Source organism: Streptomyces thioluteus (genome assembly GCF_039535865.1).
In genome coordinates this window covers 1-18,966 of the sequence record NZ_BAAAXZ010000059.1, presented here as the reverse complement: position 1 = coordinate 18,966, position 18,966 = coordinate 1, and the positions used below count along the sequence as shown (strand labels likewise).

At 65.3% G+C, this 18,966-nt stretch carries 13 protein-coding genes and 5 pseudogenes; 13 read left to right on the top strand and 5 right to left on the bottom strand.

The genetic code is table 11. The features are described from left to right. A pseudogene (locus ABD794_RS07710) lies at positions 1–181 on the bottom strand (rhomboid-like protein); the annotation flags it as partial. Positions 182–394: 213 nt separating this feature from the next. Here ABD794_RS07710 and ABD794_RS07705 point away from each other — a divergent pair. From ABD794_RS07705 to ABD794_RS07680, 6 genes and pseudogenes are all read left to right on the top strand, one after another. Next, positions 395–1,121, top strand: a pseudogene (locus ABD794_RS07705) (spermidine synthase family protein). A gap of 128 nt (positions 1,122–1,249) precedes the next feature. Continuing rightward, positions 1,250–1,988 (top strand): annotated as a pseudogene (locus ABD794_RS07700) (response regulator transcription factor). Positions 1,989–2,094: 106 nt separating this feature from the next. Beyond that, positions 2,095–3,189 carry a HAMP domain-containing sensor histidine kinase gene (locus tag ABD794_RS07695; RefSeq protein ID WP_344961822.1) on the top strand — a complete coding sequence of 365 codons (1,095 nt, stop codon included), beginning with the start codon at positions 2,095–2,097 and terminating at the stop codon, positions 3,187–3,189. Positions 3,190–3,440: 251 nt separating this feature from the next. Next, on the top strand, positions 3,441–7,253 hold the full coding sequence (locus ABD794_RS07690) for a multifunctional oxoglutarate decarboxylase/oxoglutarate dehydrogenase thiamine pyrophosphate-binding subunit/dihydrolipoyllysine-residue succinyltransferase subunit (RefSeq protein WP_344961820.1): 3,813 nt from the start codon (positions 3,441–3,443) through the stop codon (positions 7,251–7,253). 122 nt (positions 7,254–7,375) lie between these two features. Further along, positions 7,376–7,930, top strand: coding sequence for a Uma2 family endonuclease (locus tag ABD794_RS07685; RefSeq protein WP_344961818.1), 555 nt, complete (start codon positions 7,376–7,378; stop codon positions 7,928–7,930). A gap of 122 nt (positions 7,931–8,052) precedes the next feature. Further along, positions 8,053–8,160, top strand: a complete 108-nt coding sequence (locus tag ABD794_RS07680) for a helix-turn-helix domain-containing protein (RefSeq protein ID WP_344961826.1) — start codon at positions 8,053–8,055, stop codon at positions 8,158–8,160. 50 nt (positions 8,161–8,210) lie between these two features. On the opposite strand, the gene ABD794_RS07675 is transcribed toward ABD794_RS07680, so the two are convergent. The 3 genes from ABD794_RS07675 to ABD794_RS07665 form a co-directional block, all read right to left on the bottom strand. Beyond that, on the bottom strand, positions 8,211–8,360 hold the full coding sequence (locus ABD794_RS07675; RefSeq protein WP_344961816.1) for a hypothetical protein: 150 nt from the start codon (positions 8,358–8,360) through the stop codon (positions 8,211–8,213). A 324-nt stretch (positions 8,361–8,684) separates the two neighbouring features. Continuing rightward, positions 8,685–9,128: a hypothetical protein gene (locus tag ABD794_RS07670; protein ID WP_344961814.1), complete on the bottom strand. Its 444-nt coding sequence runs from the start codon at positions 9,126–9,128 to the stop codon at positions 8,685–8,687. Positions 9,129–10,349: 1,221 nt separating this feature from the next. Next, positions 10,350–10,595 carry a hypothetical protein gene (locus ABD794_RS07665; RefSeq protein ID WP_344961812.1) on the bottom strand — a complete coding sequence of 82 codons (246 nt, stop codon included), beginning with the start codon at positions 10,593–10,595 and terminating at the stop codon, positions 10,350–10,352. A gap of 794 nt (positions 10,596–11,389) precedes the next feature. On the opposite strand from ABD794_RS07665, the gene ABD794_RS07660 reads away from it, so the two are divergent. The 7 genes and pseudogenes from ABD794_RS07660 to ABD794_RS07630 all read left to right on the top strand — a co-directional run bounded on the left by ABD794_RS07660 (position 11,390) and on the right by ABD794_RS07630 (position 15,070). Next, positions 11,390–11,587, top strand: a complete 198-nt coding sequence (locus ABD794_RS07660) for an ALF repeat-containing protein (protein WP_344961810.1) — start codon at positions 11,390–11,392, stop codon at positions 11,585–11,587. A gap of 72 nt (positions 11,588–11,659) precedes the next feature. Beyond that, positions 11,660–11,707, top strand: a pseudogene (locus tag ABD794_RS07655) (hypothetical protein); the annotation flags it as partial. 115 nt (positions 11,708–11,822) lie between these two features. After that, on the top strand, positions 11,823–12,299 hold the full coding sequence (locus tag ABD794_RS07650) for a hypothetical protein (protein WP_344961808.1): 477 nt from the start codon (positions 11,823–11,825) through the stop codon (positions 12,297–12,299). 887 nt (positions 12,300–13,186) lie between these two features. After that, positions 13,187–13,387 (top strand): annotated as a pseudogene (locus ABD794_RS07645) (hypothetical protein); the annotation flags it as partial. Between the two features lie 100 nt (positions 13,388–13,487). Next, positions 13,488–14,057, top strand: coding sequence for a hypothetical protein (locus ABD794_RS07640; RefSeq protein WP_344961806.1), 570 nt, complete (start codon positions 13,488–13,490; stop codon positions 14,055–14,057). 556 nt (positions 14,058–14,613) lie between these two features. Further along, positions 14,614–14,787: a hypothetical protein gene (locus tag ABD794_RS07635; RefSeq protein ID WP_344961804.1), complete on the top strand. Its 174-nt coding sequence runs from the start codon at positions 14,614–14,616 to the stop codon at positions 14,785–14,787. 10 nt (positions 14,788–14,797) lie between these two features. Next, positions 14,798–15,070 (top strand): hypothetical protein, encoded by a 273-nt coding sequence (locus ABD794_RS07630; RefSeq protein ID WP_344961802.1) that lies wholly within the window; start codon positions 14,798–14,800, stop codon positions 15,068–15,070. 211 nt (positions 15,071–15,281) lie between these two features. Here the strand turns inward: ABD794_RS07630 and ABD794_RS07625 are convergent, their stop codons facing one another. Continuing rightward, on the bottom strand, positions 15,282–15,701 hold the full coding sequence (locus ABD794_RS07625) for a type II toxin-antitoxin system death-on-curing family toxin (protein WP_344961800.1): 420 nt from the start codon (positions 15,699–15,701) through the stop codon (positions 15,282–15,284). Positions 15,702–18,966: the final 3,265 nt, after the last annotated feature.

Genomic DNA, 18,966 nt, shown 5'->3' with positions numbered 1-18,966 from the left:
CGGTGGCCTCGTCGCCGAACTCGGTGTAGACGGCGGTGGCGAGCAGCACCAGGCCGTAGCAGAACGTGAAGGGGGTGGCCCGGGGGGTGGGGGACGAACCGGCGGAGGCCGCGCAGCCGGTTCCCGCGGGCGCGGGGGGCGCCGGCGGCCGGCGCTTCCTCGTGCGCGTCGGCGGGGTCAACCGCGGTCACTCGGCCGGGCCCCTTTCTCCCTGTCGCTCCCCTGGCGTGCTCGGGTCTCGCGCGGCGGCCCGACGGGGGACGCCGCCGCACTACGAACAGTACGGCTCCCGGCCCCCGGAGGAATCACGTTCCGGCCGTGAGGCCGCACACGCTGGTCAACCTCTTAACCTTCCGGTGCGTCCGACGAACATCAACGATCTCCGGAGGCCCGTATGTCCGCCGCGTTCACGTCCGACACATCCGACACATCCGGGACGTCCGAGGGACGTCCCGTCACGCTCGACCGCCGCGAGGGCCCGTACGGGGAGGTGGTCCTGCGGCGGCGTGGCACCGGGCCGGGGGTGCTGGAGATCATCGAGAACGGCTGCTTCCTGATGGACACCTCGGACGGCCGCTCCGAGCGGCGGCTGGTCGAGGCGGCGCTCGCGGTCCTGCCGGCGGATCTCGACGCCCCGGCCGTGCTGATCGGCGGGCTGGGCGTCGGCTTCTCGCTGGTCCGGGCCGCCGAGGAGGCGCGCTGGGGGCGGATCACCGTGGTGGAGCGGGAGCCGGCCGTCATCGACTGGCACCGGACGGGGCCGCTGGCGGGGATCTCGGGGACGGCCCTCGCCGACCCGCGCGTCCGGATCGTCGAGGCGGACCTCGTCCGTCACATCCGCACCACAGGGGAGCGTTACGCCGCGCTCTGCCTCGACATCGACAACGGGCCCGACTGGACCGTCACCGATGACAACGGCAGCCTCTACTCCCCCGCCGGCCTCAGGGCCTGCCGGGAGCGACTGCGCCCGGGCGGGGTGCTGGCCGTCTGGTCCGCACAACCGTCCGCGGAGTTCGAGAAAGCGCTCCGGAATGCCGGGTTCGACGGGGGTAACCACCGAAGAGATCAGCGTTGCCCGAGGCGTCCCGGACGTGGTCCACCTCGGCGTCCTTGCCGCGTAGCCGTGCCCTGCCACCTGCCCGTACCCTGCTTGCCACGGTCGTGAGGACTGGCAGTGAACAGGCACTCATCAGGCACTCGAGAGGACTGGCGCTCGAGTCGCCAGGGGCGACGCTTAGGGGCGGGGCGCATGGAGCAGACACACATCGGCCCGGGCGGCACCGCAGCATCCGCGGGAGCACAGCGGCGGGTGCTGGTCGTCGAGGACGACCGGACGATCGCGGAGGCCATCGCGGCCCGGCTGCGGGCCGAGGGCTTCCAGGTGCGGATCGCCGGCGACGGGCCGGCGGCGGTGGACACCACCGAGGCCTGGCAGCCGGACCTCCTGGTCCTGGACGTGATGCTGCCGGGCTACGACGGCCTTGAGGTGTGCCGCCGGGTGCAGTCCCAGAGACCCGTGCCCGTGCTCATGCTCACCGCCCGCGACGACGAGACGGACATGCTCGTCGGGCTGGGCGTGGGGGGCCGACGACTACATGACCAAACCGTTCTCCATGCGGGAGCTGGCCGCGCGGGTGCACGTCCTGCTGCGCCGGGTGGAGCGCGCCACGCTGGCGGCGCACACCCCGCGCAGCGGGATCCTGCGGCTGGGCGAGCTGGAGATCGACCACGCGCAGCGGCGGGTGCGGGTGCGGGGCGCGGACGTGCACCTCACCCCGACCGAGTTCGACCTGCTGGTCTGTCTGGCGAACACCCCGCGCGCGGTGCTCTCCCGGGAGCAGCTGCTGGCCGAGGTCTGGGACTGGGCGGACGCCTCCGGCACCCGCACCGTCGACAGCCACATCAAGGCGCTGCGCCGCAAGATCGGCGCGGAGCGGATCCGGACGGTGCACGGTGTGGGGTACGCGCTGGAGACGCCGGCCGCATGAGGGTCACGGGCCACGGAAACAGGGGACGCGGGCACCCGGGCCACGGATGCCCGGCCCACGGATACTCGGGCCACGGACGCACGGGTCACGGACGCACGGGCCGCCGATGACCGACTGTCCGCCGCCGGGGCCGGCGGCCCGGGTCTGGGAGGCGCTGCGCCCGCTGGACCCCTACCGCTCCGTCAAGGCCGCGCTCGGCTGGCTGGTGGTCGGCTCGGTGGTGATCACCACCTTCCTGGTCTTCGTGGCCTTCCGCTCGGCGACCGGGTTACGCGTGATCACCGTCTTCTCGATCATCGCCTCGCTGCTGATCACCCAGTTCGTGGCGCACGGCCTCACCGCGCCGCTGGACGAGATGACCGCCGTCACCCGGGCGATGGCCGGGGGCGACTACAGCCGGCGGGTGCGGGCCGGGCGGCGGGACGAGTTCGGGGCCCTGGCCCATGCCTTCAACCGGATGGCGGCCGACCTGGAGGCGGTGGACACCCACCGCAAGGAGCTGGTCGCCAACGTCTCGCACGAGCTGCGCACCCCGATCGCCGGACTGCGGGCCGTGCTGGAGAACGTGGTGGACGGCGTCTCGGCCGCCGACCCCGAGACCATGCGGGCCGCGCTGCGCCAGACGGAGCGGCTGGGCCGGCTGGTGGAGCACCTGCTGGACCTGTCGCGGCTCGACAACGGTGTCGTACCGCTGCACACCCGCAGCTTCGAGGTCTGGCCCTATCTGGCCGGGGTGCTCAAGGAGGCGAGCATCACCTGCGGGACGGGCTCCTCGCCGCGCATCCGCAAGGACGTCCATCTGCACCTGGACGTCTCGCCGCCGGAGCTGACCGCGCACGCGGACGCGGAGCGGCTGCACCAGGTCGTCGCGAACCTGGTGGAGAACGCCGTCCGGCACAGCCCGCCGCACGGCCGGGTCACCATCCGCGCCCGGCGCGGCGAGGGCGCCCAGTCGCTGGCCCTGGAGGTCCTGGACGAGGGCCCCGGCATCCCCCCGGCGGAGCGACACCGGGTCTTCGAGCGGTTCAACCGGGGCGGCTCGGGTCACCACGGGCCGGACAGCGACGGCGGGACGGGGCTGGGGCTGGCCATCGCCCGCTGGGCCGTCGATCTGCACGGCGGAAGCATCGGGGTGGCCGAATCCCCGCGTGGTTGTCGCATCAAGGTCACTCTTCCGGGCGGACCTCGTGATCAGTCTTGACGTAGGGTCGGAGACGGAGGCACACATTCGTCCGGATGTGCGGCGAGCTTCGGCGAACCCGAAAGCGCGCAGGACCGGGGCGGGACAGGGGAAACTTCGTGTGTTTCCCGTCGAGTCATGCCCCGAAACCCCGTACAGAGTGTGACTTAGGCGACGACTGGCCTCGGCGACCTGCATGGGAGCCCCTGACAGGCGTAGCCTTTATTCCCGCTGTCCACCACCTTAGGAAGCGGAAGAGGGCGGTTGCCGCCGTGTCGCCACAGTCCCCGAACTCATCGAGCATCTCGACCGACCAAGACGGGCAGGGCAAGAGCCCTGCTGACGTGTTCGGTCCCAACGAGTGGCTCGTCGACGAGATCTACCAGCAGTACCTCCAGGACCCGAACTCGGTCGACCGAGCCTGGTGGGACTTCTTCGCCGACTACAAGCCGGGCAAGGACACGAGCTCTGCTGCGGCGCAGCAGGCCGTGACCGGGGGCACGACGCCCCCTGCCGCGCCCCCGGCGGCCGCTCCCCCCGCGCCTGCGGCCCCGGCCGCCGCCGCTCCGGCCCCGGCCCCGGCCGCGCCCGCGGCTCCGGCGGCTCCGGCTCCGGCCCCCGCGAAGCCCGCGGCGGCTGCTCCGGCCGCCCCGGCGAAGCCCGCCGCCGCCAAGCCGGCGGCCAAGGCCGCCGCGCCCGCCGAGCCGGCCGCCGGTCCGGAGTTCGTGACGCTGCGCGGCCCCTCCGCCGCGGTCGCCAAGAACATGAACGCCTCCCTGGAGCTGCCGACGGCCACGTCCGTCCGCGCCATCCCGGTGAAGCTGCTGTTCGACCAGCGCATCGTCATCAACAACCACCTGAAGCGCGCCCGCGGCGGCAAGGTCTCCTTCACGCACCTCATCGGCTTCGCCATGGTGCAGGCGCTGAAGCTCATGCCGTCGATGAACCACTCCTTCACGGAGAAGGACGGCAAGCCCACCCTCGTCAAGCCCGAGCACGTCAACCTCGGCCTGGCCATCGACCTGGTCAAGCCGAACGGTGACCGTCAGCTCGTCGTCGCGGCCATCAAGAAGGCCGAGACCCTGAACTTCTTCGAGTTCTGGCAGGCCTACGAGGACATCGTCAAGCGCGCCCGCGTCGGCAAGCTGACGATGGACGACTTCACCGGCGTCACCGCGTCGCTGACCAACCCCGGCGGCATCGGCACCGTCCACTCCGTGCCGCGCCTGATGCCCGGCCAGGGCCTCATCCTCGGCGTCGGCGCGATGGACTACCCCGCCGAGTTCCAGGGCACCTCCCAGGACACCCTGAACAAGATGGGCGTCTCGAAGGTCATGACCCTGACCTCGACGTACGACCACCGCGTCATCCAGGGCGCCGCCTCCGGCGAGTTCCTGCGGATCATGCACCAGCTGCTGCTCGGCGAGAACGGCTTCTACGACGAGATCTTCGAGGCGCTGCGCATCCCCTACGAGCCGGTCCGCTGGCTCAAGGACATCGACGCCTCGCACGACGACGACGTCACCAAGGCCGCCCGCGTCTTCGAGCTGATCCACGCGTACCGGGTGCGCGGCCACGTCATGGCCGACACCGACCCGCTGGAGTACCGCCAGCGCAAGCACCCCGACCTGGACATCACCGAGCACGGCCTGACCCTCTGGGACCTCGAGCGCGACTTCGCGGTCGGCGGCTTCGCCGGCAAGTCCCTGATGAAGCTGCGCGACATCCTGGGCGTCCTGCGCGACTCGTACTGCCGCACCACCGGCATCGAGTTCATGCACATCCAGGACCCCAAGCAGCGCAAGTGGATCCAGGACCGCGTCGAGCGCCCGCACGCCAAGCCGGAGCGCGAGGAGCAGCTGCGCATCCTGCGCCGCCTCAACGCGGCCGAGGCGTTCGAGACGTTCCTCCAGACCAAGTACGTCGGCCAGAAGCGCTTCTCGCTCGAAGGCGGCGAGTCCGTCATCCCGCTGCTGGACTCGGTGCTGGACGCGGCCGCCGAGGCCCGCCTCGACGAGGTCGTCATCGGCATGGCCCACCGCGGCCGCCTCAACGTCCTGGCGAACATCGTCGGCAAGTCGTACGCGCAGATCTTCCGCGAGTTCGAGGGCAACCTCGACCCGAAGTCGATGCACGGCTCCGGCGACGTGAAGTACCACTTGGGCGCCGAGGGCACCTTCACCGGCCTGGACGGCGAGCAGATCAAGGTCTCGCTGGCCGCCAACCCGTCCCACCTGGAGACGGTCGACCCGGTCGTCGAGGGCATCGCCCGCGCCAAGCAGGACATCATCGGCAAGGCGGGCACGGACTTCACCGTCCTGCCGGTCCAGCTCCACGGCGACGCGGCCTTCGCGGGCCAGGGCGTCGTCGCCGAGACGCTCAACATGTCGCAGCTGCGCGGCTACCGCACCGGCGGCACCGTGCACATCGTCATCAACAACCAGGTCGGCTTCACCGCGCCGCCGGAGTCCTCCCGCTCGTCGATGTACTGCACCGACGTCGCGCGGATGATCGAGGCGCCGATCTTCCACGTGAACGGCGACGACCCGGAAGCAGTCGTGCGCATCGCACGCCTCGCCTTCGAGTTCCGCCAGACGTTCAACAAGGACGTCGTCATCGACCTGATCTGCTACCGGCGCCGGGGCCACAACGAGTCGGACAACCCCCAGTTCACCCAGCCGCTGATGTACGACCTGATCGACAAGAAGCGTTCGGTGCGCAAGCTCTACACCGAGTCGCTGATCGGCCGGGGCGACATCACCCTGGAGGAGGCCGAGCAGGCCCTGCAGGACTACCAGGGCCAGCTGGAGAAGGTCTTCGTCGAGGTCCGCGACGCCGACGCCAGCCCGGTCCCGGCGGAGGCCCCCGCGGCCCCCTCCGGCCCGGAGTTCCCGGCCCCCGTCGACACCGCGATCTCCGCCGAGGTCCTCAAGCGGATCGCCGAGTCGCAGGTCAACACGCCGGAGAACGTCACGGTGCACCCGCGCCTGGTGCCGCAGCTGCAGCGCCGCGCCGCCAGCATCGAGGACGGCATGATCGACTGGGGCATGGGCGAGACCCTCGCCTTCGGCTCGCTGCTGATGGAGGGCACCCCGGTCCGGCTCGCCGGCCAGGACTCCCGCCGCGGCACCTTCGGCCAGCGCCACGCCGTGCTGGTCGACCGCGAGACCGGCGAGGACTACACCCCGCTGCTCTACCTCTCCGAGGACCAGGCGCGCTTCAACGTCTACGACTCGCTGCTCAGCGAGTACGCGGCGATGGGCTTCGAGTACGGCTACTCGCTGGCCCGCCCGGACGCCCTGGTCCTCTGGGAAGCCCAGTTCGGCGACTTCGTCAACGGCGCCCAGAGCATCACGGACGAGTTCATCTCCTCCTCCGAGCAGAAGTGGGGCCAGACGTCCGGCGTCACGCTCCTCCTCCCGCACGGCTACGAGGGCCAGGGCCCGGACCACTCCTCGGCCCGGATCGAGCGCTTCCTCCAGCTCTGCGCGCAGAACAACATGACGGTGGCCATGCCCACCCTCCCCTCGAACTACTTCCACCTCCTGCGCTGGCAGGTCCACAACCCGCACCACAAGCCGCTGATCGTCTTCACCCCGAAGTCGATGCTGCGTCTGAAGGCCGCGGCGTCCAAGGCGGAAGAGTTCACGAGCGGGCAGTTCCGCCCGGTCATCGGCGACGACGGCGTCGACGCCGCCGCCGTCCGCAAGGTCGTCTTCTGCTCCGGCAAGGTCTACTACGACCTGGAGGCCGAGCGTCAGAAGCGCGGCGCCACGGACACCGCCCTCATCCGCCTCGAGCGCCTGTACCCGCTCCCGGGTGCCGAACTCCAGGCGGAGATCGCCAAGTTCCCCAACGCCCAGAAGTACATCTGGGCCCAGGAGGAGCCGGCGAACCAGGGCGCCTGGCCGTTCATCGCCCTCAACCTGATCGACCACCTGGACCTGGCGGTCGGCGCGGACGTCCCGGCCCCGGAGCGCCTCCGCCGCATCTCCCGCCCGCACTCGTCGTCCCCGGCGGTCGGCTCGGCGAAGCGCCACCAGGCCGAGCAGACGGCACTGGTGAACGAGGTGTTCGACGCCTGACGCGGATCTGATCCCGTCGGCTGAACGACCCGGGGGCCAGTGCCGCTCTCGTGAGAGCGGCACTGGCCCCCGGGTCGTTTCCGGCCCCCGCTTATGACGATTCCGTCATGTAGGGTGAAACCATGACGGCTGCCACCCGACGAGAGATCTATCGGCACCTGCGCTCACTCGCCGAACACTTCACGCCGCCCGCGCCCTTGAGCTCGCACGTCGAGATCAGCGACGGTCAGATCGTCATGATGATGAGCCCCGCCGGCCGTCACGACCTCGCCGCACTGCGCATCGAGCGCCAGCTCCAGCCGCAGCTCCCCCCCGGAATCGTCGCCACTACCTCCGGTGACATCGAGGATGCCGATCTCGGTCAGCTGCGCCGCCCGACGTCCTCGTCCTGCCCGAGGCGGCCATGGACACCGATGACGCCATCAGCCCGAAGGCCCTGCTCGCAGCTGTGGAAATCGTCTCCCCTTCCAATCCGGAGAACGACTACGAGAGCAAAACTGCGCCACTACCCCCGGCTCGGCATTCCGCACTATCTGATCGTCGACCCCCGCGACGGCACCTGCGTCCACTACTGGGCCATCACCTCGAAGAGCGGTACCTCCGAGTACAGCGCCCGAGTTCCCTACACCTTCGGAGACAAGATCACACATCAACGAGTGGGTCATCGACACCGGTGAAACTGCCGCGCTACAACGAGGCATCGCATTGAACACCGCCGTCCTCGTCCGCTCCCGAAGAGTCGAACTCGGCCTCTCACAAGCCGAGCTCGCCACCCCGCGCAGGGACAGGGCAGGCCTTCATCTCACGCGTCGAGTCCGGCAAGGCCATACCGACCATCCCCGTCCTCCAGCGTCTGGCCGCGGCCCTCGAATGCGAGATCACCGTGAGCCTCACGCCCTACCGGTAGGCGGACCCGCACCGCTGGTGATCAGTACGGGTCCTGGGCTGACTCCCTGCTTACACCACTGTGGTGGCGCTCGCCTCGATGCTGCGGTAACCGGTCTCGGGGTCGAAGTAGTAGAGAACGACCTCGCCTTGCTGCCCTTGAAGAACTCCCCATTGATGGGGCGGCAGATAGACCCGCGTCTTGTGCTGTTGTAATCGCACACAAGCTTGTCGGTCTTGACGATCGCCGAACCCGTCGCCCCCGCATTGATGCTGACATCGGTCGCATTGGCGACCAGCCAGTCCCGTGAACCCGCGTCGCAGGAGTACGTGAACTCCACAGCAAGGCCGGGCGACTTCAGCGCGACCTTATCGATCGTGACGGCGTAACTCTTCGCGGCGGCGACCGGCGCGAGACCCACCGCCACGGCACCGATCACGAGTGCACCAGCGCAGCCCGCCGCGATGCGACGGCCGATCCGTGATGTCTTCACCGAGTTCCTCCTCCATGTCGTTTGCCTGCTGTCACCACGATGCGGATAGAACTCACGGCTCAGCCGACAAGCTCGATCCCGTATGAGTCCCCTCCGCGTCGACGTCGGGGTAGAAACCCAGGTTCCCGTTGTTCAGCTGATCAGGACGTCGTTGACGCCGTTGTCGCTGTTGGTGTAACGAACCCGTGGTGAGGGTGCGCGCGTTCTTCCACGGACGACTCCGCATCCTGATTCTGAGCGGACCGTGGTAGCTGGCGTCAACACCGGGGAAGATACTGGTCTCCCCGTCCTTCCACCGGATGAGCAGGTCGGATGTCTTCTTTCCTGTGAACTCCCCGGCACTGATCTCTGCTGCGTTCTCCCAGGACTTCTGGGCCTCGGACAACTGGACATGTCCATCCAGCTTCTTGGTGTGGATATCGGCCTGGAGGGATGTCGAGCCGTTCTCCCACAGGATCAGGGACATCGTCGCGCCGACCGTCACCGGAGTACGCACCGACGGTCCACAACCGGGCATTCGCCCAGAAGCTGGTGGGGTGGTCCTTGTCGATCCCGTGCGCGAGCATCCGTTCGTCGTGCACACCCTTCAGGTCGAGGTGGCCGTACTCGGTCACTCCGCATCCTTCCACCGCACAAAAAGCCCGTCCGAGCCACTCCCGGCGAAGTTCCCCGCGGCAATGCGCGAGCGTACTGCCAGCTGCCTGCCGGGCGGGGCAGGGACTTTGTACTCGGCAGTGAACGGAGTCTTGGGGTCGGCATGTCCGAACCTTGGAAGATGCTCGCCGTTCCGTCGTTCCAGACGACGAACAGATCCATGTGGCGCTTGCGATCGGCCTCGCTGGTAGTGAATGTAGCCGGATGCGGTGTAGGCGACCTCCTTCCAGTCGCGACGCGACAGGAGTGTGCGTGACGATACGGACTGGATCCAGCCGGCGATGTCGTCAACCGCGAGTGTCGAGTGCATCCTTGCGCGTCTCGGCGCTGTCGGAGCCGAGGCATCCGCCCTGCCAGGACTGGCTGTTGACGCCGACGAGCTCAGCCCGGCCTCCCAGCAGGCGAAACGCGGTCCACCGGTGTCCGCCTGGCAGAGGGCCACCCCATCCTTGCTGGTGGACGCCGACCGACGTGTTCTTGACCGCTCCTACGGCGAACTTCCGTAGTGCAAACGGTCCGGAACCCACTCGTCCCCGGTCCGGCCGTAGCCCGACGCCCAGACGTCTTCGCCCTGGAGGAGCGGGTTGAAGCCGATGGCGAGGGGGAGCAGCCCCTTCGGCGCGGCTTGGCCAGGCGGGCCATCACCACGTCGCGGTCGCCACGGGGCACAAGCTCCACCACGTCCACCACGCTGGCGCCGCCCCTGGACAGATCCGTGCGGCCGATCGTGGCAGTGGTGCTCAACCGTCGGTGCCCCGGCCGGTACCGTCAAGGCTCTGGGCAGGATTTTCAGCAAAGCAACTGGCGGCCGTGATCAGCCATTCCTCTCAACCAGCGCAGCAGAACAACTACGTTGACCACCGATGTCGAGCTTCGCCGTGAAAGTGCGAAAGAGTCGTTAGGGCGTCTGCCCCAGACAGCCTGTGCCGGTGATCCAGTGAAAACGCTTTGTGCCGCTAGTCCGAAATAAAGCACTCCAGCGGTCTCACGCCGCGCGCGCGGGACGGCTGACAGGCATGCTGCATCTCCCTCTACGAACCAGGATTCAACCAAGGAACAAACTTCAGTTGAGCGGTGCGATCCCGATGCCTGACGTCCAGATCAGCCAGTCACTCGAATCTCCAGCAGCACGGAGCGCTTCCCGGCGGTCACCTGCTTCGCCAAGCGGTGTGTACTCGTTCTTCGGGGCGTTGACCACGGTGTCCTTGGCCTCACCCCTGATCGTTGCACGGACCGGGTGGTCCTGAGTCAAGATGCCGTAAGCATCAGGGAGTTCCATCGTGAGGTAGCCCTGCTTGCCCTTGACCATGAAGCAGAAGTCCTTGCTGCCCGGTCCGGGACTTCACCATGACGTCGTGGGAAGCACTGCAGTCAGCGAGGAGGATGCGCCCATCGCCCTTGCGCAACGTGATCCCCCGCTCCTGAAGGATCTTGGCAGCACCCGGATACTCGAACTTCTCGACAGCGAAGGGCATCTCGTCATCAACGGCTGCCGCGCCCGCCGCCGCAGAGGCGGCGTTCGGCACAGGTCGCGCCGCTGCCGTTGACGCGAATCCGGCGCACGAAGCCAGCACCAAGAGGGCGCCCACAGCAAGGGTTTTCCAGGCATGAGACATCGCCATGCTCACCTTCCGGCGCACGCCGGGGACACTCGCCGTCCCCGGACAATGACCGTCAGTAAAGCGCATGGTAGTGTCGCGTGGCACGCACCCTCAATCAGCAGTCGTTGAGGGGTAGTTCTGGCACCACGGCGCGCCGGATGCGCCCACCATCCTTCTCGATTCGCGGCTGTACGTGCCGGGCTCGGGCAGTTGTGAAGCTGGCCTCTCGCGCACGACTCGAATCCGAAGTATGGCTTCACCGAAGCACCTTTGGCCGGAAAGAGACCGTGTACCATGAGACACCGAATACGCTCCGAGGGCAGACCACAAGAGCGTCGCAGAACACAACCTCGTAGTTCTGTCGGTCGGTTCAAGCTCTGGACCACCTGCGCCGCACTTCTTCCCGCCCACCCTCCTGACCGGGCTCCTGTCCGGACCGGACGCCCTGGCCGACCCCGCCGACGATGCCGAGCTCACTGGCCGGGCAGCTGTCGTCGAGAAGTTGGCGGTACGCGGCGTCGGCATCAAAGAGGCCGCCGAACGGGCCCTGTTGGGCACCGACGACGACGTCAGAAGTTTTTCACCGACAGGACGACATCCAGTACGACGACCGATGCGGTCGACGCCAGCCGCATCTTCAACCTGGGCGGCCCGGGGGTTCGGGAAGCAGCGAAGAAGGCACTCACAGGGCAGCCGCTGAGGACCTCCCGCCTTCCTGTTGAAGGGATGGAAAGCCGCCCTCGAGGACGACCAGCGGGTCGAGGCATCGCGGGTGATCCACTACGGGGGCACCGGCGTCAAGGAAGCGGGCACGGCGGCCTTGAAGGGCACCGCCGCGGACATCACGAAGTTCCTCGAAAGCGGACAGTACGACGCTCGCGAGAGACGACAACCAGGTCGAGGTCTCCCGGATCATCAACGCCGGCGGCCCCAATGTGAAAGCGGCGGGCAAGCTCGCCCTCAGCGGCACCCCCGGGGACGTCGTCGAGTTCCTGAACGTGGGCCAGTTCACCGCCCGCAACCGCGACCAGGAACACGCCTCCATCGAGGAACTGACCGAACAGGCAGAGCGGGCGGGACTGCGGGCGGAAGAGGCGACGGAGGCGGCACAGAAGGCGTCCGCCCGTGCCGTCGCCGCCTCCCAACTCGCCAAGGAAGCAGCCAAGAAGGCCGCCAGGGAAACCGAAGCGTCCAGAAAAGATTCGGCAAGGGCCGCGGTCAAGGCCCAGCAGGCCGCGAACGCCGCACGCGCCGCTGCGGACGCCGCCCCAGCAGGCGATCGGTGCGGCCAACGCCGCCCAGCGTTCGGCTCGCATCGCCGCCCTCGCCGCCGCGCAGACCGCGAGTGCGGCCAATGCGGCCGCGGAGGCCGCGACCCGGGCGTACAACGCCTCGATGGACGCGGCCCGTGACGCCAGCAAGGCCGATGCCGCGAAGAACTTCGCCAAGGCCGCACGGCAGGCCGCCGGGCTGGCGAAGAAATCAGCTGATGCCGCTCAGCAGGCCGGAAAGGCGTCGTTGGCCGCAGGCCTGGCGGCGAGCTCCGCCCGCAGCGCCACCGGCAACGCCAACGAGGCGGCCGACGCCGCCGACGAGGCGAACCGGCACGCCGAGGAGGCCGGCGTCCACTCGGCCGAGGCCCAGGCGGCGGCTGCCGAGGCACGTCGTCACGCGCGGGAGGCCGACCGTGCGGCCGGTGCGGCCGAGTCTTTGGCCCGCAGGTCCGCCGACGCCGCCTTCGAGGCCCGGGACGCCGCCAACAGCGCGGCCGACCACGCGAACAAGGCGGCGCAGGCCGCCGAAGAGGCGGCAAAACACGCCGGTGAGGCCAAGGATGCCGCGAAGGAGGCCACGAAGCAGGCCAACGCGGCCAGGGCAGCGGCCGACGCCGCGAGCGCGGCGGTCGCCACGGCCAAGAAGGTGTTCGCGATCGCCCGGGAGACCGAGGCGGAGGACCTCGCCACGCGCACCGCTGCGGCCATGGAGCGCGCCAAGTCCGAGCAGGCGCAAACGTACAAGTTCACTGCCGCGACCGCGTCCACCGTGGTGGATGCCTGGAATCTGGACGACGTAGCCAAGAGCCTTGCCGCTGAGGCTGCGAAACCTGACGCGGATGTCAAGACGATAGCCGCCAAGGGTCGCGACCTGGCCCTGCGCGCTTTGAAGACCCGCGGGTCCTTCGGCCAAGAAGCGGCCGCTCAGGCACTCTCCGGCACCGACGCGGATGTTATCGAGTACCTGCGTACGGGCTGGGGCAAGTCCGTGCAGGACGAGCTGCGTCAGAAGGTCGTGGACCTGAGTGTCCAGAGTCCCTTCGATCCGTCCGGACCGCCGCCCAGAACGCCCTCAAGGGCAGCGACCAGCAGATCAAGGACTTCTCCACCACGGGCCAGTACGAGGCCGGATCCGCCGACTACGGCGTCCAGGTCTCCCGGATCTTCAACTCCGGCGGCCCGGCGTGAAGGAGGCCGCCAAAGCAGCCCTGGCCGGCAGGAACCCCAAGGACCTGGCCGTCTTCCTGGCCAGTGGGCAGTACCAGGCCCGGAACAGCGACGAAAGCGTCCCTGGCGTCCAAGCTCGTGGGCAGCGGCGGCCCGGAGGTGAAGGCAGCCGCCAAGATCGCCCTGGTCGGCTCCGCCGACCGACTGCACGAGTTCATCCAGGCCGGCCAGTACATCGCCGACCGCAAGGACCAACTCGCCGCCACCCACGTCGCCCAGCTCGAGCGCCTCATCCACCAGGGCGAGGTCATCGAGGCCAACGCCCAGCAGAACCGCTGGATCGCGGCCAAGGCAGCAGCCGTCGCGAACAACGCCTCTGCAGAAGCCCAGAAAGCCGCCGACCAGGCCAAGAAGTCGGCCGACCAGGCCAAGGGATACGCAGCCGACGCAGCCAAGTCCGCAGACAGAGCCGAACGTTCGGCAGCCCAGGCCGCGAAGTCTGCCATCACAGCCCGCAACGCGGCGAACGAAGCCGACCACGCCGCCGACAGAGGCCGAGGAGTCCGCGGCCCAGGCCAGGTTCTCCGCCGACTACGCCCGCACCTCGGCCAGCCTGGCAAACGAGTACTCCGAAAGCGCCCATCGTTCCGCCTTGGCAGCAGGGAAGAGCGCCGAGGAAGCCAAATCCCTGGCCTCGCAGGCTTGGACCGAAGTTGTCAAGAAACGTGAGGCTGAACAGGCTGAGGCAGAACGCAAGGCAGCCCAGCAGCGAAAGCAAAAAGAGATTGAACAGCGAGAGAAGAGGGAGAAGGCGAAAAGGGTCTGCCACCCCCGTTACGGCGGTAACGAGATAGGCGGCCTACTGGCCTGCGCTGTCGCGCCGGGCGAATGGACTATAGACACCACGCCACCCGACCCACACTCTGTCCGCCATCGCCTTAGAATTCATTGGGTACAACAACGCCAGGGATTGCGCCAAGGACCCCACCCTCGGCAAATGCCTTATGGCTGCAATGGTTCTTGCGCCTACACCATGGGGCAAGGGCAAGAAGGCCATAGACGGCATCGAAATCCTCGCCAAAGGAACCAGAGCCTACTATGAGATCTCAGGGGGGTTCAGGGTGACAGTAACCGCCGAGGAAATCATCAGCATCAACCGGGGGTTCGGGGCAGCACGATAGTGAACGGGAGCATTGAAAGTATGATGACATCAGCAAGCCGCCTAAACGGCTTTTGGAACAAGACTGCGCTTGTCGTACGGAACATCGCAGCCCCAGGAGGACACTTGTTCGACAACGGAAACAAGCGGACTGCCTTGGAAGTTGCCAGGCTGCTGATAGAGCGCAATGGAGTCATGACCGACGTCACCCGAAAACAGCTGTCTGGGGTCGTCGAAAGGGTCGGCACAGGAGAGCTGCGCAAAATATCCGACATCGCATCGGCTCTGAAAGGGTACTGAGTTCAGAAAAATGAGCATCGAAGAAATCATGGAGACCCTTGGTCTCCGCAAGGTAACCATGCTCGTCAAGGTGGATGACGAGAGGATGGCACAAGGTATGCGGCCGTGGACTGTAGTGCTATCCGGCACTCTAGGCGAGCAAGTATTCGCCCGGGCAGATTCCTCAAGCCTAGGCGAATGCTTTCAGGAAATCATCAAGGATTTCAATAATCGCCAAGGGGACTGGGGCTGGCTCACTGAACTATTCCAGCGGTATCTAGACGCGTCACAGGTACTCGACTGACGCCACAAAGGGCCGCGCAACCAATTCGCGCGACCTATTCTGAGGGGTGGTGGGCCTTGTGCTCACCCCCCACCCAGGCCAGAAGAACCCCTGCAGAGGAACTCGACCCGGCAGCGCTCGTGCAGCCCGCGCGAGCACACTTGCCGATGGCGAAAGCCCAGGAAGCCAATCTGTATGGCCTGGTCCGCCGCCGCCAGTGACAACTTACTGATCAACACGATCCTGGTGGAGGATCCGCACCCAAAAGCGGGTCCTCCACCAGGTTCCGCAATCCTTGGGCGATATCACGCGTGTCGCGTATTTCACCGGTTGTCACAGCGATCACCAGACGCTCTGCGGCATCGATGTCCGGCCGCAAGTCGACACCGTTCAACGCCAGAAAGGTGACGCAGGAGAGCCAGGCCGTGCGCTTGTTACCATCAAACAGCGGATGGTTAATCGCTAGGGCTTGGAGCAGCGCCGCAGCTTTGTCAATGAGGTCAGGATGGACCTGTTGCCCATACATCTCCGCACGCGGACGATGCACGGCAGATTCAAGTGAGTTTACGTCACGGACTACAAGCTCGGTCTCGCCGCAGGCGGGCTCTGCGACGATGAGGACGTCAATCGTGCTCAAGTAATGAAGCGTCACTTGAGCCGCTCCAGGAGCGCGTGCCACTTCACTGCTTGCTCGTTGGCGATGCGACGCACCTCGGCTTGGTGGTCAGAGCGCCTGGTCGCTTCCTGAGGGTTCGAGTCCGATGCCATGAGAGGAGAGTCTAGAGGCGTTTGAGGCAACGAGACAGACCCATCTCTGCCTGGCGGACTGATGCGGACCAGGCCGAGTCAGTGCCGCAGGCGGGCACCAAACGGTCGACGCCAGCAGGGGCACGGCGCCGAGCCCATCCAGCCGCTGATTAAGGGCTTGCAGATCATCAACGTGTTGACTTGATCTTGCTGTTGGGATCGTTGCTTAGAACGGTGACCCGGGCTTGGAGGGTTTCGAGGGCAGGGGGTGGGGTGATCGCTGGTGGGACGTTGATGCCGTGTGTGTCGAGCAGTTTCCGGATCTTAAAAGAGTAATTGTCTGTGGAACATGGGCTGGTCCCCCGGCTTCGCTAAAGACCGTTCCAGACCAGGGACACAATTGCGGTGCGGGAGATGATTAGCTACAGAAGACGGGTCCCCTAATGCCATGACAATCGTGCACGCTGCTAAAGCACTGCTTGCCAGGAACCTGTGTCGCGGACGGTGAGCGGCGTGGCCTGCGCCGTCCTTCTGGTGTCCACCTCAGATTGTTCCCTGGTAGACGCAGCGGTGCAACAGGGTCAAAAGCTGTCAAGCTGAGTAGTTTATGGGACATAGCGTCCTGTCATTGTCTGATCGGAAACAGCAGGGTCCGTTATCTTCCCCGCTGCCTTTTTACGACGATTCCGTGTTTTTTCGTTGATATCCTTTGCTAAATTGGTGATGACTACCTTTATCTTGCCTTTCTGCCGTCATAGTGGTCTTAACTAGTATTTTTTAAGTTCTTTTTAATTTCCCTAGTGTATCCGTTGTACATTCATTGTACATTGTCAAGCTCATTGCTTCCATCGTCACAATGATTCTTACTCTTATCTTGTTATGTCTGACCATCATATAAGTCTATATTATCCTGGTTCTTTATGATAATACTGAAATTTTATTCCGCGTCACCAGAGTGAAATCAAGTTTGCTATTTTTACGCAATTCGGACCGGGTTTTCCTCTCAATGAATGATCTAATTATAAGGTCATGTTAGGGCCTTTGCTCTTTGATGTCATACTCATCCACTGTTTTCTTGGGAATGTGTCTCGTATTCCCGTTATATTTTTCCTTTTCTATGGTCACTCCCTCCCGTACCGCGTGTATTTGCATCTACCGTGTTAATTATTCAGTTGTAAACTAAATGGATTTCGGGGGGGGAAGTCCCAAAAGCACTGTGTATCGACGTTTGCGAATTTGGTGTCCCTCCTGGTGATCGTGCGGCTAACTAGGAAGGGCCCCGGAATTCCGGACAAACAACTGCGAGTTTCAGATAGGACATACATGTTGTGAGATTTAATCCTTGTGAGACGCTATGAGTGCCCAGATGTCTTAGGTATTTATGCCCTGATTAGATGACGACAGGGGTGGCCGATCCATTCGATTCCGGATTCGACCGGACGTGGCTGCTGGAGTTGTGGCGGGCGATGGCGTCACCGGGTTCATGAACGTAGCCAGAGACTACAGATCCACATTAAGACCGTACAGTGATAGCGAGAGGTCCTTGCCGTTGCCGGATTGAGCTGGTCCTGGGTGCGTCAACGCCACTGTACAGGCACTAGGGAAGCGGGGCCCGACCAATGTGCTGCATCACAAGTACCCCATCTGGGCAATCTGGACCTGCTGGCGTAATGGACATAATGTGATATCCAGCCCGATCATTGCGTACTTGAACTTCGCGGCCTAATACAACGCTTCGGAGACAGCTGTGTGGGAATTCGTCCCCAGAGGGTTCTCTGGGGGCCGCCCGCCGGACCGACAACCTGACTGGCGACCCGCTTAGGGCGGCGTCTGCTCCTGGGCGGAGCTCGCAAGCGGCGGACAGCGGTGATCCCTAACCTTTATTCTTTACAAGGTGGTCGCCCAGGACGGGTTTGGTTTGCCCGGATGAGCGTCCATAGGAGAGTAAGACCGGCGCCCTGTTTTTCTCCTCGACCCCTCGGTCTCAAGAAAGGGAGTGTACAGTTATGGGCCGCTCTGTGGGTATCGTATATTCATCGCCAGCTACGAAGGGGAAAGGCCTGGCACCGGCGATGACCTTGGAAAACGCGGACTGATCACGATCGCTCCTCATCGAGGCACTAAACAAGGAGCACCAAGCGGAGGCGCGTGGTTGAAAACTGGGACCACTCTCCTGCCTGGGCCTTACGTACAAAACACCGGCTGATCTCTGCCTGGTAAGGATGGCGCTCCGTACTTTCGAGAACCTGTCATGTCTAAGTGCGCCTAGCAGCCGACCTGGCGACGGCCTGATTGTCGTGGTACGACAAACGAATAGCGGAAGGTTTGGACTTCGGCCGCCGCTCGGAACCTGGGCTATGGACGGAGTTGTCTCGTTGGGGAAAGAGGATTTGATCTCAGATCTGCTGCACCTACTACGACCATGTGGGCCACGAAGGTTGAGCAGGCACCAAGTATACGCTCAGTTCTAAACCCAATGCGGTGATCCTACCAAAACGAACGTTTATTCGACGCCAGGGATCGCAGGCTCAGCTAAGCGGCTGCCCTGGGCCCACCTCTAGACACACTGACGATGGGTAATTGAACAGCATGGTTTCGTTCGAGCGCTCGCCGTGCGGAAGTTCTCATCGCAACAAGTAACCCTTGAGCACTGTCGTACGGCAGCTGCCCTAGTGGCAGGTAGCACCCTGCCGAATCGAACATGCACAAGTCAAGACCTCTTACTGCCAAGTGTCCGATCACATCCGCGCGGGCCTCGATAGGTGTTCCAAGAAACCACGCGCGTCCCAGGTTCGGCCCGAGACCAGGGGAACCGGACAGCCCTGCACGGAAAATTGCTGAAGTGGACGCGTTACCTGCCGGCTGTCCCAGGTAAGATCGTCTGAGCGTGTTTTTCTATCCGCTGTACCCGCCTTAAAACAAAGGGGGAGGGTCAAGTCACGTCCCGAACTAAAAAATCCGTCATCCACAGCAGGAGCTAAACCCCACTGGGACAATATTCCGGGGCCTAATCCCCATATACGGCCTCGAAGGGTCCCAGTAGTGGAGCGGTGTGCGTCATGGCTGAGGCCGACGATCGGCGTGAGGTCGTGTTGGGCGCGAACCGGAGTATTGTTGTGCGGGTAGTCGCGGGAGAGCGTTGGAGGATATCCTACACTGAGATGAGTCTA